The following is a 15259-nucleotide window of genomic DNA, read 5'->3' as shown; positions in this document are numbered from 1 at the left end:
AAAAAGAATAATTATACCTTGTAAGGAGGCTATCAAATGGCAACAAAAAAAACTACAGCAGATCTCAATACATCCACTGCGAAGACAACCAAAGTTAAAGAGGCTCCTGCAAAGACAACTGCTTCAGAAGTAGCTGTAAACAAAGAAGCTGAGAAGAAAGAAACCGATAACAAAGAAACTGCAGAGAAAGAGACCGTAAAGAAAGAAACAGTAAAAGCAGATGTAGCTGTAAAGGAACCGACAGTAAAAGAAACAACAAAAGCAGAAAAACCTGCAAAAGAAACTGAGAAGAAAGAAACAGCAAAAACAACTAAAACTACAGCAAAGAAGACAACTACAAGAAGAACAACAAAGAAGACTGCAGAGAAACCAGTTGAAAAAACTGCTGAAAAAGCTGCAGAAAAGCCAGTTGCAAAAGCAGCAGAGAAGAAGACAACTACCAGAAGAACTGCTAAGAAAGAAGCAACTGCAGAAGTATACGTTCAGTTCATGGGCAAAGAAGTCTATGCAAAAGATGTTTTAGAGAATGTAAAGAAGATCTGGACAGAAGAAATGGGCAAGAAGGAGAAAGATCTTAAAGACGTTAAGATTTATATTAAACTGGAAGAATATAAAGCATACTATGTAATTAATGGCGATATCACAGGCGCTATCGGACTCTGATATATAAAAAGCAGAAGCAGGAAATAAATATATAAATACTGCTAAAAGATTCACTAATAAAAAAATCAAATAAATGTCGGGACAGATGTTGTGATTTGTCTGGATGAATTCAGGAAACTCGGATGATAAGGTAAATTCATCTGAGTTTTTATTTCTGTAATATTTTTCATTTCTGTAATATGAAAAAAATTATAGAAAATATTGTATCTATAATTTTTTCACTGCCTGCCCTACTTGACAAAAATTATCAGTTAGTATAAGCTATCTTCAATGGATAAATTATTGATAATAATTAATCATTAGCCAATAACAACCAAATGACAAAACGAAAGAAGAGCGAACGACAATGACATTAAAAGATTTGGAAATTGGAAAAAGTGCTGTGATCAAATCGGTTGGTGGAAAAGGTGCCTTACGTCAGCATTTCCTGGATATGGGTATGATTCCCGGTGCGGAGGTTACGGTTGTAAAATTTGCACCTATGGGAGATCCGATGGAACTGCAGGTGCATGGATATGAGCTGACCTTAAGACTGGCAGAAGCAGAACAGATAGAGATTGAGCAGATTCCAAGAAGAAGCAGAAGTCATAAAGGAATTGAGTCTCTGAGTGATGCAGAACATCCGGGACTGGGAGAGGAAGGAAAGTATCACTCCAAGAAAGATGAGCATCCTCTGCCGGAAGGAACTACTCTGACTTATGCACTGGTAGGAAATCAGAACTGTGGAAAGACTACATTATTTAACAAACTGACAGGCTCTAATCAGCATGTAGGGAATTTTCCGGGAGTAACTGTAGACCGTAAAACAGGTTCTATTAAGGGACACCCAAATACAGAGATTACCGACCTTCCGGGAATTTATTCTATGTCACCTTACAGCAGTGAGGAAATCGTTTCCAGAAATTTTGTTCTGGATGAGAAACCAAGTGCGATCATCAATATTGTGGATGCGACAAACATAGAGAGAAATCTGTACCTTACCATGCAGCTTCTGGAAATGGACATTCCGATGGTCGTTGCATTAAATATGATGGATGAGGTGCTGGGAAATAAGGGTTCCATTGATGTAAATATGATGGAAGCATTGCTGGGAGTTCCGGTAATCCCTATTTCGGCGGCAAAGAATGAAGGTGTTGATGAACTTGTAAATCACGCATTACATATAGCAAAATATCAGGAACATCCGCTGCGCCAGGATTTTTGCGATAAGAATGACCATGACGGTGCTGTTCACCGTTGTATTCATGCGGTAATGCATTTAATCGAGGACCATGCGGCGCTGGCAGGCATCCCATCTCGTTTTGCCGCAATCAAGGCAATCGAGGGAGATCCTCTGATCATGGAGAAACTGAAGCTGGACACCAATGAGACAGAGATGCTTGAACATATCGTACAGCAGATGGAGACAGAACGCCAGGTGGACAGGAGTGCTGCAATCGCGGATATGCGTTTTGATTTTATCGAGCGATTATGTGAGCAGACCGTTGTAAAGCCAAAAGAAAGCAAGGAGAGGATTCGAAGTGAAAAGATCGACAGGATCCTGACAGGAAAATATACGGCGATTCCGTGTTTTATAGGAATTATGGCACTTGTTTTTTATCTGACATTCAATGTAATCGGTGCGTGGCTTCAGGGAATCCTGGAAATAGGAATTGATAAGATTTCTGCATTGACCGATGCAGCACTGACAGCTGCCAATGTAAACAGTGCCATGCACAGTCTGGTAATTGACGGCATCTTTACAGGTGTGGGAAGTGTTTTGAGTTTCCTTCCTGTAATTGTTACTCTGTTTTTCTTTCTGTCCCTTATGGAGGACAGTGGATATATTGCACGTGTGGCATTTGTGATGGATAAGCTTCTGCGAAAGATTGGTTTATCCGGTCGAAGTATTGTGCCGATGCTGATTGGATTTGGATGTACGGTTCCGGCGGTTATGGCAACGCGTACCCTTACAAGTGAACGTGACAGAAAGATGACGATTCTGCTTACACCGTTTATGAGCTGTACTGCGAAGCTTCCAATCTATTCTTTCTTTGTGAATGCATTCTTCCCAAAGAAAGGCGGGCTTATTATGACAGGATTATACCTGCTTGGTATTTTTGTGGGAATCCTGGCGGCACTTCTGTACAATGGTACTCTTTTCAAAGGAGAACCGGTGCCGTTTGTCATGGAGCTTCCCAATTATCGTCTGCCGGGAGCGAAGAACGTTGCACAGTTACTGTGGGAAAAGGCAAAAGATTTCCTGCAGAGAGCGTTTTCTGTAATCCTGCTTGCAACTATGATTATCTGGTTCCTCCAGAGTTTTGACCTGCATCTGAATCTGGTAAAAGATTCTTCTGACAGTATTCTGGCAATGACAGCCGGACTTCTGGTTCCGATTTTTAAGCCACTTGGTCTGGGAGACTGGAGAATCTGCACCGCTCTTATCAGTGGATTTATGGCAAAAGAAAGCGTGGTATCGACACTGGAAGTGCTTTTCAGTGGAAGCATTGCTTCTGTACTGACACCACTGGCAGCATCATCATTGCTTGCATTCAGCCTGCTTTATACTCCATGTGTGGCTGCAATCGCGTCAGTGAAACGTGAACTTGGTGGAAAATGGGCCATAGGTGTAGTTGTGTGGCAGTGTGTGGTTGCATGGATCGTTGCACTGATCGTTCGTTTTGTTGCGGCATTCATTATTTAACCGAATCAAGTAAGTCCCCTGCTTCAATTGCGAGAAGCAATAAGCAGTGGGTGGGACTTGCTTGTATCAGGAGGGGTACAAGCCCCTCCTGATAAACTGCGGAGCAGTTATTCGGTTATGAGCAAGTAGCGAAAGCGGATTGCGAATATCCGATTGACTATTGATTAAAATCCTCGATCTACTGTCTAAAATAATGTACAGCAGACGGGGATTTTTTATGCTATAAAAAATTATTCTGTAATGTTCTTATAATTAAAAAAGTTTCCCGGACATTTTTATGATTAGTGAAGAATAAGGTCGAAAAAAATAGAAACTTTACGGAAAAAGCTTTTTATGCTATCATAGCGTCAATGACTAGTGTGCCGACAAGTTGATTTTTGAAACAATCTTGCAGGATAAATTCTTTATTTCAAGGCGGAGGAGAGAGGCGTAGCGGTGGCTACGGCGACCGACGACAACGCGGAAATAAGAAATTTAGACGTAAGATTGTTCAAGAAATCAACTTGTTGGTACACTAGAATACGAACGTGAGAAAGTTGCTATTCATGTTACAGTTCACATGCCACGGACTGAATTGCAACAGGAAGAGAAATGGTCTTCAAAAAAGATGAAAAAATAAGGAACAAAGGAGTGAATTTAAAGTATGGGAATTGTTGTGATCGGAGATGTATTTATTGATATATTCCACAGATGATCGTGACAATGGGAGGACAGGGCGCTGTATATGCAGATCAGAATGGCGGATATGGCGTATGTCCGGCTATGAAGGTAGATGTAGTTGATACTACGGGAGCGGGAGATGCTTTCTTTGCAGGAACTTGTGCAGGACTTACTTATGGAAAAACATTAAAAGAGGCATGTGGAATCGGTACACGTCTTTCCTCCACTGTAATCTGTACTTCAGAGAATATCTGCCCGCGCTTTATGCCGGAGGAATTCGGACTGAATTATAATACAAAGAATAAAAATCAGAAATAAATTGCAGAAATATACACTGCATGAAATGAAGCACATAGCAGTTAATATACAGCCAATGGAGGAAAAACAAAAATGGGAAGCATTGTGATTGGAGTTGCCGGAGGTTCCGGCTCTGGTAAATCTACTTTTACAAACAGGATTAAAGATTATTTCGGAGATGATGTAGTTGTTCTTTATCATGACAACTATTACCGCAGACAAGACGGAGTTCCTTTTGAACAGAGAGTAACTGTAAATTATGACCATCCGGATTCACTGGAGACAGAGCTTCTGGTAGAGCATCTGAAGCAGTTAAAAGAGGGAAAATCAATCGAGTGCCCGGTTTATGATTATACGAAACATAACCGTTCTGACAAGGTGATCAGAATCGATCCGAAACCGGTTATTCTTGTAGAGGGAATCCTGCTTCTGGCAGATCCGAGAGTGAGAGACCTTCTGGATATTAAAGTATATGTAGAAGCAGATGCAGATGAGCGTATCCTGCGAAGAATCTCACGTGATGTAGAAGAACGCGGAAGAGATCTCAACGGCATTATCAAACAGTACCTGACTACTGTAAAGCCTATGCATTACCTTTACGTAGAACCGACCAGATCAAAAGCTGATATTGTTATTAACAGCGGTAAGAATGATATTGCATTCGACCTGTTTGTCTCAAAAATCCGTCTGTTGCTGGATAAAAAGGAAGACTGAGTGTAAAAATAAAAGCAAGTTTCTAAGTTCATCAAGATATAGTGAACTTTGGAAACTTGCTTTTTGTAAAAAATTTTATAACGGTTTAACAGTTCTGTATTCTGAAGCTTATTGATGAAAACAGCTTGTAACCAGATCAGGTAAGCCTGTTGTTTCAATTGTGAAGAGCAATAGACAGTTAACTATTTGTCAATAATTTCAACAGGAGTATCATCTCTGGCATCCAGATCATTGATATATTTTCTTGTTTCCGCAACGATCACATTTGACAGAAGCAACACAGCCACGAGGTTTGGAATTGCCATCAATGCATTCAGGATATCGGCAACGGTCCATACAAGATTCAGGGAAATAACCGGTGCGATCGCGGCAACTGTGATATACAGTACGCGATAAGGAATCAGTCCTTTTTTACCTGCAAAATATTCCACACATCGTTCACCGTAGTAAGCCCATCCAAGAACTGTTGAGTAAGCAAAAGAAATAATGCCGACAACCAGGATCACCGGACCAAGTATCGGAATCTGCTGAAATGCCAGAGTGGTAAGCACACCGCCATCTGTGATATTTCCCATATCAATGGAAGGATTTTTCATAATACTTGTGACGAGAACCAGACCTGTCATGAGACATACAACAACGGTATCCCAGAAAGTTCCGGTGCTGGAAACCAGTGCCTGACGTACAGGATTTCTCGTCTGGGCGGCAGCTGCTGCGATAGGGGCAGAACCCATACCTGATTCATTGGAAAAAAGGCCTCTGGCAATTCCGTACTGCATTGCCATCATAATACCGCGTCCAACCAGTCCGCCGGCAGCAGCTCCTGGGGTAAATGCCATCTTGCAAATCGTTTTTACTGCCGGAATAATAAAATCATAGTTGATTCCCAGAATGATCAGACATCCAAGTACATAAAAGAAAGCCATGAATGGAACCAGGCGTTCACATACGGTTGCGATTGATTTGATACCGCCAAAGATAACAAGTGCTGTCAGTGCGGCAACTGCGATTCCGATAAAAACTGGAGAGATATTCAGATTCTCATTACATACAGTTGCAATTGCATTTACCTGAGTAGCACATCCGATTCCAAAGGAAGCGAAGCTGCCGAAGAATGAAAAAAGCAATGCCAGCCATTTCATATGTAACCCGCGTTCCAGTGCATACATGGCACCGCCCTGCATACGTCCGTCTTTCGTTTTCGCACGGTATTTGACAGCGATAAGAGACTCGCTGTATTTCGTGGCGATTCCGAAAACACCTGTCAGCCAGCACCAGAGAACAGCACCAGGACCACCCAGCGCGATAGCGGTTCCCACACCAATGATATTTCCGGTTCCAATTGTAGAAGCGAGAGCAGTGGTAAGTGCACCAAATTGACTGACTTCGCCTTCTGCCCCTGTATCTTTCGTGACAGATAATCGGATAGCTGTACCGATTTTTCTCTGGATCACACCTGTGCGGACTGTCATAAAAATATGAGTCCCGAGAAGCAGAAGAATCATCCACCATCCCCATACAAGACCATCCAGTTTGTTAATGAAATTTGCGACAGAATTAATCATAGGTTTCCTCTCCTTTTTATGAATTTATGTGAGTAAAGAAAAGAAGATACATCTTTGAACTTCAAAGATACCGTTTTATATAATAAAAAAATTAATGTTATATAAAAAAGGCATACACACACGATAGTTCATGTGATGTACGCCTTTGTACGGTTCGTCTTTTAGTTACACACATATACACAGATACAAATATCTGCCTGAAATTAGAGATTAATCTCGGTAATTAAATGTAATTATACCATAAAAAAATATAAAATTGCAATAAATTTTCCATGCTCTTCCTTAGTATACGAAAACTTCCAGTGTATTATTCTTCTAGTTTCATATACTAGCATTGCAACACCAAAACAATCAAAAATGAAAACAACAACCAAGGAGGAAATTGATATGTCAAACACAAAATCTTCTAATCAGGCAGCTGTACCGGAAGCAAAAGGTGCGTTAGACCGTTTCAAATTCGAGGTTGCAAACGAATTAGGTGTACCGCTTACAGATGGATACAACGGTAACCTGACATCCAAACAGAACGGTTCAGTCGGCGGATATATGGTCAAGAAAATGATCGAAGCCCAGGAAAGACAGATGTCCAGCGGATCCGGTTCTCAGGGTGGCCAGCAGTACTAAAAATGACGTTATAATATAAAGGAACTTTATCGTCTGATTATGACGGAATAATTGCTTCGTAAATTATTATTACGTTCATAAAAACTTTATACAAAAGAAAAAATGCCGCTTTATTTCTGTTCTATACTCTTATAGCAATGGAAATAAGGCGGCATTGTGTTGCTGTGTGTTGTTGTCACTTAAAAGTTGTTTCATGCATTTGTTTATGTTATCTTATATATATGATTTAAGCGTCAAAAGCCCGTATCTATTCAGGTAGATTTGTACCTTGAAAATTTAACACATGATACCATACCCATATCATCCATTATCTGTTAAATATAACCAGAACTTATCTGCAGGTGTGCTGAGACATGACAAAGATATCTGACGCATGACTTCACACTATGATGGACTGGATTGCCAGCAGGGCAATCGGGAATGAATTTTGGCTTGTATGTGCTCGCAACTTGCTATCTGATCTGTTAGATGATAAGATTAAAATATAACAGGGAAGTGAGATAACGAAGGAGGTACGAATGACAGAGTTTAAATTTGATACTGTTTTTGATGAAACCATGCAGACGAACAATCTGGACACTGTAGTGATTCTGGGACACTTAAACCCGGATGGCGATGCTGCCGGATCGGTGATGAGCCTTGCGCACTATATCCATGTTAATTATCCACAATACAGGGTGTTTCCATACCTTGCAAAAACGCTGGAGCGCGGTCCGAAAAAGATGGTCGTGGAAGATAAGACATTTGTTCCTTTTGAGATGCCGGATATATCCGGAAAACAATATTGTGTCATAGTCTGTGATAATGCAACTCTGGAGCGTATGATTGGATTGGAATATTACCAAAATGCCGCTGCCAGCATTGTTGTTGATCATCATGCTTCCAATGAAGGGTACGGAGATGTGAACTGGACAAAGGTTTCTGAGGCGTGTGCGGAAAATGTATACCATATGCTTTCTCCCGAACTGCTTTTAAATGCAGCCCAAAAGGAAGCGTATCCTAATGCCGCAGATTATATTTACCTTGGTATCCTGCATGATACCGGAGGACTGGCAAGGGCAACTCAGGGTATTTTTCGGGCTGTAGCTGATCTGATGTTTATGGGAGTTGATCATGGCAGGATTATGAAAACCTTACACAGTGATACCCTGGACATTCTGTACAAAAGAGCTGATATTCTTCATGGGGCAGTACGTGCGATGGATGGCCGGGTTGCTTATGTCATTATGGGACAGAAGGAAATTGCCGAAAAAGATATCACATACGAAGACATCCACTGTATCAGCACAATCCTGCGCGATTGCGACGATATTGAACTTGGTTTTACCATGTATGAGGAAGAAGAAAACGGGTGGAGATGTTCTTTTCGTTCAGACGGGAAATGGATCAATGTTAATGAACTGTTGAAACCTTTTGGTGGTGGAGGACACATTTCCGCAGCAGGATTAAAATATCGGACCGATAATGTGGAAGAATTAAAGAAACAGATTCTGAACAGAGTAACAGAGATGAAAAATTAATAATACTCTATAAATGAGCAAATAAACACAAAATTCTATATGCCGGATGAAATTAAATATGTTTCTGAGGAGAAAGCAGAAAAAATCAGCCGCAATCCGGACTGGCAGTGCAGCTTTTGCGGCAGTCTTAACAGCGACGATTTGAATGTCTGCAAAAACTGTGGTGCCACAAATAGAGAAATGATAATAAAGCAAAAATTATATTATAAATCAAGGAGGGTCTGCACAATGCTTACAAACTGGACTCCGGCGCATATGCCGGAAAAAGAGGAAATCAAAACCCGTCTTCAGACAGCGAGAAGTCAGCTTTATGATTTCCAGATGAAGATCAAGGAACATAAAATACCGGTAATCGTACTTTTTGAAGGCTGGGGAGCTTCCGGAAAGGGCAGTACGATTGGAAAAGTAATCAAAAATATTGATCCAAGATTCTTCAAAGTTGCCACAATGTCCACCCCGACGGCAGAAGAGATGAGATATCCATTTCTCTACCGCTATTTCAAACAGATCCCGGAAACTGGTAAATTTACATTTCTGGATTCTGGCTGGATGGAGCAGACCTGCAGAGAATGTCTGGAGGGCAAAATTGAGGGAGAAAGCTACACACAGAGAATTGAGAGTATTCGCCGCTTTGAGCGACAGCTTACGGACAATGGATACCTCGTTCTGAAATTTTTTATGCAGATTGATAAAGACGAACAGAAAAAACGTGAGAAACTCCTTTTGACACATAAGGATACGAAATGGCGTGTATCAGAGTTTGACAGATGGCAGAATGACCATTATAAAAAATGCGCGAAGGTATTTTCTCAGTATATGTCCGACACCAATACTTCTTCAGCACCGTGGTATATCATAGATGCCAGTGACAGAAAATGGGCAGAGCTTCAGGTACTGGAAACGATGGTAAGCAATATCGAAGTTGCAATGCAGAATCAGGCACACTCTGTACCGATTTTGCAGAATGTTTTTCCACTGGAACAGATTCCACGTCTGGCTGACATAGATCTTAAAGGTAAGACTCTGGAAGAGGAAGAATACAAGACAGAACTGAAGCTGCTTCAGGACAAGCTTGGAGAACTTCATAATAAGTTATACAGAAAACGTATTCCTGTCATCATCACATATGAAGGCTGGGATGCCGCAGGAAAAGGCGGAAATATTAAGCGTATTACTGAAGCCCTTGATCCGAGAGGTTATGAAGTGAATCCGATCGCAAGCCCGGAACCTCATGAGAAAGCCAGACATTATCTGTGGCGCTTCTGGACGAGACTTCCGAAAGATGGACACATCACTATTTTTGACAGAACTTGGTATGGCAGAGTTATGGTAGAACGTCTCGAGGGATTCTGCAGTGAGAATGACTGGAAACGTGCTTACAATGAAATGAATGAATTTGAGAAAGAACTCAAGGACTGGGGCGCAGTTATTATTAAATTCTGGGTTCAGATCGATAAGGATACACAGCTGGAACGTTTCCGGGAAAGACAGAATAATCCGGAGAAACAGTGGAAGATCACAGATGAAGATTGGCGAAACAGAGAAAAATGGGACGCATATGAAGTTGCAGTAGATGAAATGCTTCAGAAAACGAATACTTCCTTTGCACCATGGCATGTGCTTGAATCTGTTGACAAAAAATACGCCCGTATTAAGGCACTTAAAATCGTAATCAGTGAGATTGAGAAGGCGTTAAAAGATAAGTAGATAAAAAGCTAAATTTGTCTGACCAATTCGCCATAAGTACCAGAATATCAGGTTTTGCAAGGATAATTTATGGTAGATTTTAGCATATACATCCACTTCCTTTTTGAGTATAATGAAACCAAAATGATCCATTATGAATAATCATGTTACTGTTCACTTCGTTCTCAGTAACACGCTTCGCGATGCACAGAATATATACCTCAGGCATAAATTTGCGCGGTACGTCTCGGGATTTTGGCATTTTCACGCCAAAACACCTCGCGGGATAGTGGCGTGTGAACAGTAACTAATCAATGACATCATGACAATGTATGACAGGAGGAACCGAGATGATTATTACAATTGCAAGACAATGTGGAAGCGGCGGACATGAGATAGGCAGAGAACTGGCTTCCAGACTGGGAATGGAATTTTACGACAGAAAGAAACTGGAAGAAGAAGCCAGAAAGCTTGGCAAATATGATGAGAATAAAGAATTTTTCCAGGAGAAAGCGGTAAATAGTCTGCTGTACAGCATAGCGGTAAGCTATGGAGACAGCAACCCGATGGAGAGATCCTTTGAGCTTGTGCGTGAACTTACAAAAGGAAAATCAGCAGTGATCATTGGCCGCTGTTCGGGTGCGGTATATGAAAAAGATCCTGAAGCGACAACGATTTTTCTTCATGCAGACAGAGATTGCCGTATTGAGCGAATCATGAAGCGTGACAATATTTCCAAAAAAGAAGCTACGCACATGGTAAAGGAAGTGGATGAAAAGAGAGCATCATTCCATAAATTCTGCACCGGAAAAGCATGGGAAGATACCAGCCAGTATCAGTTGTCCATTGATACCGGAAAGATTGCTATTTCTGACGCAGTTGATATGATTATAAATTATATTCAGGCGAAATCAAAGTAAGTGTGGCTGTCAGAGTAACCGGTAAATGTTATAAAACATGAAATGAAACAATAAGTATATGTCGCTTTATTGATATATCATATTTTTTATGATGTCAGAAATAAAGCGACATTATTTTTATATCACAGGAAATGAGTTCAGCTGCTGCTTATACATCGTTATCCAAGTGATTTGTAAGTCATCTGGGAAGGAAGAATTCCCAGGAAAATATTAATAAATTATGAATTGTGTATATTTTTCAAGTTTTAATTGCGTTTTATTTAGTGCTTTGTTATAATTACACTTAGAATTGCGAAGAATTGAAAGAATTCGCAAAATAAACGGGAGAATCGGAGAGGAGAAACTATGAACTTAGGTATAATCGCACATAACAGTAAAAAAGTACTAATAGAAGATTTCTGCATCGCTTATAAGAATATACTTGCCAAACATGAGGTCTACGCGACAGGTACAACGGGACGAAGAATTGAAGAAGCGACAAGTCTTCATGTGCATAAATTCCTTGCCGGCAGTATTGGTGGAGACAAGCAGTTTATGGAGATGGTAGAACGTCAGGATCTCGATATGGTCATCCTGTTCTACAACCCAGTTATGATCGATCCAAAAGAACCGGACATCACAAGTATTGTAAGAAGATGCGACCAGTACAATATTCCTGTAGCGACAAACATTGCCACTGCAGAACTTCTTATTTTAGGACTCGCAAGAGGAGACCTGGATTGGAGACTGAATCTTAAATGAGAGTAATCGCAGGAAAAGCCAGAAGGCTTAATTTAAAAACAGTTCCAGGTATGGACACAAGACCTACTACAGACAGGATTAAAGAGACTTTATTTAACATACTTCAGCCAGAACTTTTGGATTGCCGTTTCCTTGATCTTTTTTCAGGAAGTGGTGGAATTGGTATCGAAGCACTGAGCAGAGGCGCTTCTTATGCAATATTTGTAGAGAAGAATCCAAAGGCTGCAGCATGCATCAGAGAAAATCTTACATTTACAAAACTGGCAGAAGATGGTAAACTGCTGAACATGGACGTGCTGCAGGCATTGCGTTCCCTTGAAGGAAAAGGTGCTTTCGATATAATCTTCATGGATCCGCCATATAATAACGAACTGGAACGTCAGGTGCTCGAATATCTCAAGGACAGCACAGTTGCAGATGAGAATACGCTTATTATAGTAGAGGCAGACCTTCAGACGGATTTCAGTTATGTGGAATCTCTTGGTTACAGACAGCTGCGTTCAAAAGAGTATAAGACAAATAAGCACGTATTTTTAGAACGTGCATGATGGAGTTACTGTCAGCAATAAAGTGAGCAGTGACTGTTTTTCATGCATACGTGCCAGAGGAAAGAGAGAGTAAGAAACACATGAAAATAGCAGTGTACCCAGGCAGCTTTGATCCGGCAACTTATGGTCATCTTGATGTGATAAAGAGAGCAGCAGTATCTTTTGACAAGGTGATAGTAGGTGTTTTACACAATTCTTCAAAAAGTCCGTTGTTTTCTGTAGAAGAACGTGTTAATATATTACAAAAGGCAACTTTAGATATTCCGAATGTTGAAGTGAAACCATTTGAGGGATTGTCCGTAAATTTTGCCAGAGAGAATCATGCTCAGGTGATCATACGTGGGCTTCGTGCGGTTACTGATTTTGAATATGAGCTTCAGATGGCTCAGACGAATCGTGTGCTTGCACCGGATGTAGATACTGTATTTCTGACTACAAGTCTGCAATACGCTTATTTAAGCTCTACGATATTGAAAGAAGTTGCTCATTTTGGCGGCGACCTGAGTAAATTTGCACCAAGAGAAATAACTGATGCAGTCATTGAGAAGCTTCATCGCACAGCAGATGACAAATAGGTTATTGTTCATATACGAAAGGACAGTAACACAAATAGAGAAGATTAAGGAGATATTATACTATGAGCAGCAGAATTGAACAGATTATCGGTGAAATCGAGGAATATGTAGACAGCTGTAAATTTCAGCCGCTGTCAACAACCAAGATTGTTGTAAATAAAGAAGAAATCGAAGAACTTCTGAGAGAACTCCGTCTGAAAACTCCGGATGAGATCAAACGTTATCAGAAGATTATTAACAATAAAGATGCTATCCTTGAGGATGCACAGTCCAAAGCTGATGCTCTGATCGCAGATGCACAGGCAAGAGCTCAGGAACTGGTAACTCAGCATGAGATCATGCAGAAAGCATATGCACAGGCAAACGATACAATCAATGCAGCTAACAAGCAGGCACAGGAGATTCTGGATTCTGCAACACAGGATGCAAACAGCATCCGTCTCAGTGCTATCACTTATACAGATGATATGATGGCAAATATTGGCAGCGTCCTTAACACAACATTAGAGGATGCCGGTGCCAAATATAAGACATTTATTGATTCTCTGCAGAGCTGTCTTGACGTTGTTAATCATAACCGTCAGGAACTTGCACCTCAGACAGCACAGGCAGCAGCAATCACAGGTTCTTACCATGATGACGACAGCAAAGATGACGATGACGATCTTTTAGATGATCTGGGAGAGAACTAAGATTAATTGAATAATATTAATTGAATAATATTAAGGCCAGGATATTTTCCTGGCCTTTTATATTTTACATTATAAATATTAGTGTTGTTTCTTTGAAAGTTACTGTTCACTGGTAATATCCCGCGAGGTGTTTTTTGTGAGCAAAGGTCACAGAAAACCCGAGACATACCGCGCGAATTTATGCGATCAGCATAAATTCTGTGCATCGCGAAGCGTGTTACTGTGAACGGAGTGAACAGTAACCTTTGAAATTGTCTTTGGCAATTTTTATGTGGAAGTTCTTCTAAAATGTCTTTTGTTATAGCAAACGACTTGTTGTAGACAGTATAAGCTAATAATCAGAATGTATTTACAGAAAATAATATAACAGGCAGTAAAGGATAAAAGATGTCAGAACTGCACTGATACATTTGGAGACAATATATGGTATCAGACTAAGATCGCAATGAAAAATACTTCTTGTCTGAGCAAGAATACACAGACCTCCCGATGCCGTAGCCGAGACGGATACAAAAATGCGGGCTGTGACAGACAGATTAGAAGATGAAATAATTGAGAGCCCTGCAGTAATTTCAGTAAATCCCAGAAGCAGATTTTGATAAAAAGCAGGGAATGGCTGATAATATCTGATGCATCCGGCCAGAATAGAAAAAAGAAGGATATATCCTCCGAGCCGTGTGATGGTTTCAAACCCGTTCATAATAGAAGTATTGACGATATTTCCGGCTGGGACTGTAGACATGACCTCTTTTTTATTACGTGTATCTGTGTATTGCGCACTTGTCAGAATCTGATTTTTGTAGATTGCGAAACGAAAAAATAACATACATATCAGGTTAGCAGAAAAGAGACTTGTGAGGATAAAATAAGCAGGGACGACATCCTTCAGGCATAATTTACCCAGGTATGTAATGACAAAAGCAGGACTTGGGTTATTACAGAAAGTAGAAAGGTACACAGCTTCTTTTTTACTGATTTTATCTGATTCATACAGATCAGAAGCCAGTTTGGCACCCAGAGGGTATCCGCACAACATACCAAGCAGAAACACGTAACCGCCCCAGCTGCTGACACCCAGCAGAACACGAAAATAAGACTCCAGAGGGGATAGAATTTTTTGGATGTTATCAATGCGTGTCAATATACCGGTAAGAATAATAAATGGCAGAAGTGTCGGAATTAATGTATTCAGCCATAAAGTCATTCCTGCTTTCGCACAGACCAGACTTTCAGCCGGATGCATCAGAAGAAATTCCAGAAGGAAAAAAACTCCACAGACGAGCAGAATATTTTTAAGATTTCGACGTACACTGGAAAGCAGGAAATGGTTTTTGCTCATAATAATATGTTCCATGGACACCATTTTAT

The 15259-nt window shown here is 40.6% G+C and carries 14 protein-coding genes; 12 read left to right on the top strand and 2 right to left on the bottom strand.

All coding sequences use genetic code 11. The features are described 5' to 3' along the window. Positions 1-36: 36 nt before the first annotated feature. The 4 genes from ACTNC0_RS02565 to udk all read left to right on the top strand — a co-directional run bounded on the left by ACTNC0_RS02565 (position 37) and on the right by udk (position 5020). The gene (locus tag ACTNC0_RS02565; RefSeq protein ID WP_441086238.1) at positions 37-663 is read left to right on the top strand and encodes a DUF6465 family protein; all 627 of its coding nucleotides are present in this window, start codon (positions 37-39) and stop codon (positions 661-663) included. 346 nt (positions 664-1009) lie between these two features. Beyond that, on the top strand, positions 1010-3349 hold the full coding sequence (gene feoB / locus ACTNC0_RS02560; protein WP_441086237.1) for a ferrous iron transport protein B: 2340 nt from the start codon (positions 1010-1012) through the stop codon (positions 3347-3349). A 690-nt stretch (positions 3350-4039) separates the two neighbouring features. After that, positions 4040-4327 (top strand): carbohydrate kinase family protein, encoded by a 288-nt coding sequence (locus tag ACTNC0_RS02555; protein ID WP_441086236.1) that lies wholly within the window; start codon positions 4040-4042, stop codon positions 4325-4327. 72 nt (positions 4328-4399) lie between these two features. Then, a complete protein-coding gene (gene udk, locus ACTNC0_RS02550; RefSeq protein ID WP_117677338.1) occupies positions 4400-5020 on the top strand; it encodes a uridine kinase in 621 nt (206 codons plus the stop codon). A gap of 182 nt (positions 5021-5202) precedes the next feature. Here udk and ACTNC0_RS02545 read toward each other — a convergent pair whose 3' ends face one another. Next, a complete protein-coding gene (locus tag ACTNC0_RS02545) occupies positions 5203-6585 on the bottom strand; it encodes an alanine/glycine:cation symporter family protein (RefSeq protein ID WP_441086235.1) in 1383 nt (460 codons plus the stop codon). Between the two features lie 387 nt (positions 6586-6972). On the opposite strand from ACTNC0_RS02545, the gene ACTNC0_RS02540 reads away from it, so the two are divergent. From ACTNC0_RS02540 to ACTNC0_RS02505, 8 genes are all read left to right on the top strand, one after another. Then, a complete protein-coding gene (locus ACTNC0_RS02540) occupies positions 6973-7209 on the top strand; it encodes an alpha/beta-type small acid-soluble spore protein (protein WP_118630458.1) in 237 nt (78 codons plus the stop codon). A 518-nt stretch (positions 7210-7727) separates the two neighbouring features. Then, entirely contained in the window at positions 7728-8729 is a 1002-nt protein-coding gene (locus ACTNC0_RS02535; RefSeq protein ID WP_441086234.1) for a DHH family phosphoesterase, read from the top strand. Positions 8730-8957: 228 nt separating this feature from the next. Beyond that, entirely contained in the window at positions 8958-10436 is a 1479-nt protein-coding gene (gene pap / locus ACTNC0_RS02530) for a polyphosphate:AMP phosphotransferase (protein ID WP_441086233.1), read from the top strand. Between the two features lie 329 nt (positions 10437-10765). Beyond that, positions 10766-11335, top strand: a complete 570-nt coding sequence (locus ACTNC0_RS02525; protein ID WP_441086232.1) for an AAA family ATPase — start codon at positions 10766-10768, stop codon at positions 11333-11335. 345 nt (positions 11336-11680) lie between these two features. Then, entirely contained in the window at positions 11681-12076 is a 396-nt protein-coding gene (locus tag ACTNC0_RS02520; protein ID WP_008702973.1) for a methylglyoxal synthase, read from the top strand. Then, positions 12073-12624 carry a 16S rRNA (guanine(966)-N(2))-methyltransferase RsmD gene (gene rsmD, locus ACTNC0_RS02515; RefSeq protein ID WP_441086231.1) on the top strand — a complete coding sequence of 184 codons (552 nt, stop codon included), beginning with the start codon at positions 12073-12075 and terminating at the stop codon, positions 12622-12624. The genes ACTNC0_RS02520 and rsmD overlap by 4 nt, the downstream gene beginning before the upstream one ends. A gap of 80 nt (positions 12625-12704) precedes the next feature. Next, complete coding sequence (coaD, locus tag ACTNC0_RS02510) at positions 12705-13199, top strand: pantetheine-phosphate adenylyltransferase (RefSeq protein ID WP_441086230.1); 495 nt, start codon at positions 12705-12707, stop codon at positions 13197-13199. Positions 13200-13261: 62 nt separating this feature from the next. After that, on the top strand, positions 13262-13891 hold the full coding sequence (locus ACTNC0_RS02505) for an ATPase (protein ID WP_117676400.1): 630 nt from the start codon (positions 13262-13264) through the stop codon (positions 13889-13891). Positions 13892-14240: 349 nt separating this feature from the next. On the opposite strand, the gene ACTNC0_RS02500 is transcribed toward ACTNC0_RS02505, so the two are convergent. Next, positions 14241-15230, bottom strand: coding sequence for a hypothetical protein (locus ACTNC0_RS02500; protein WP_441086229.1), 990 nt, complete (start codon positions 15228-15230; stop codon positions 14241-14243). Between the last annotated feature and the right edge of the window lie 29 nt (positions 15231-15259).

The sequence above is a fragment of the Blautia sp. HCP3S3_B11 genome (genome assembly GCF_052064435.1).
Taxonomy (GTDB): Bacteria; Bacillota; Clostridia; order Lachnospirales; family Lachnospiraceae; genus Blautia_A.
This window is presented reverse-complemented; position numbering and strand designations above follow the sequence as displayed.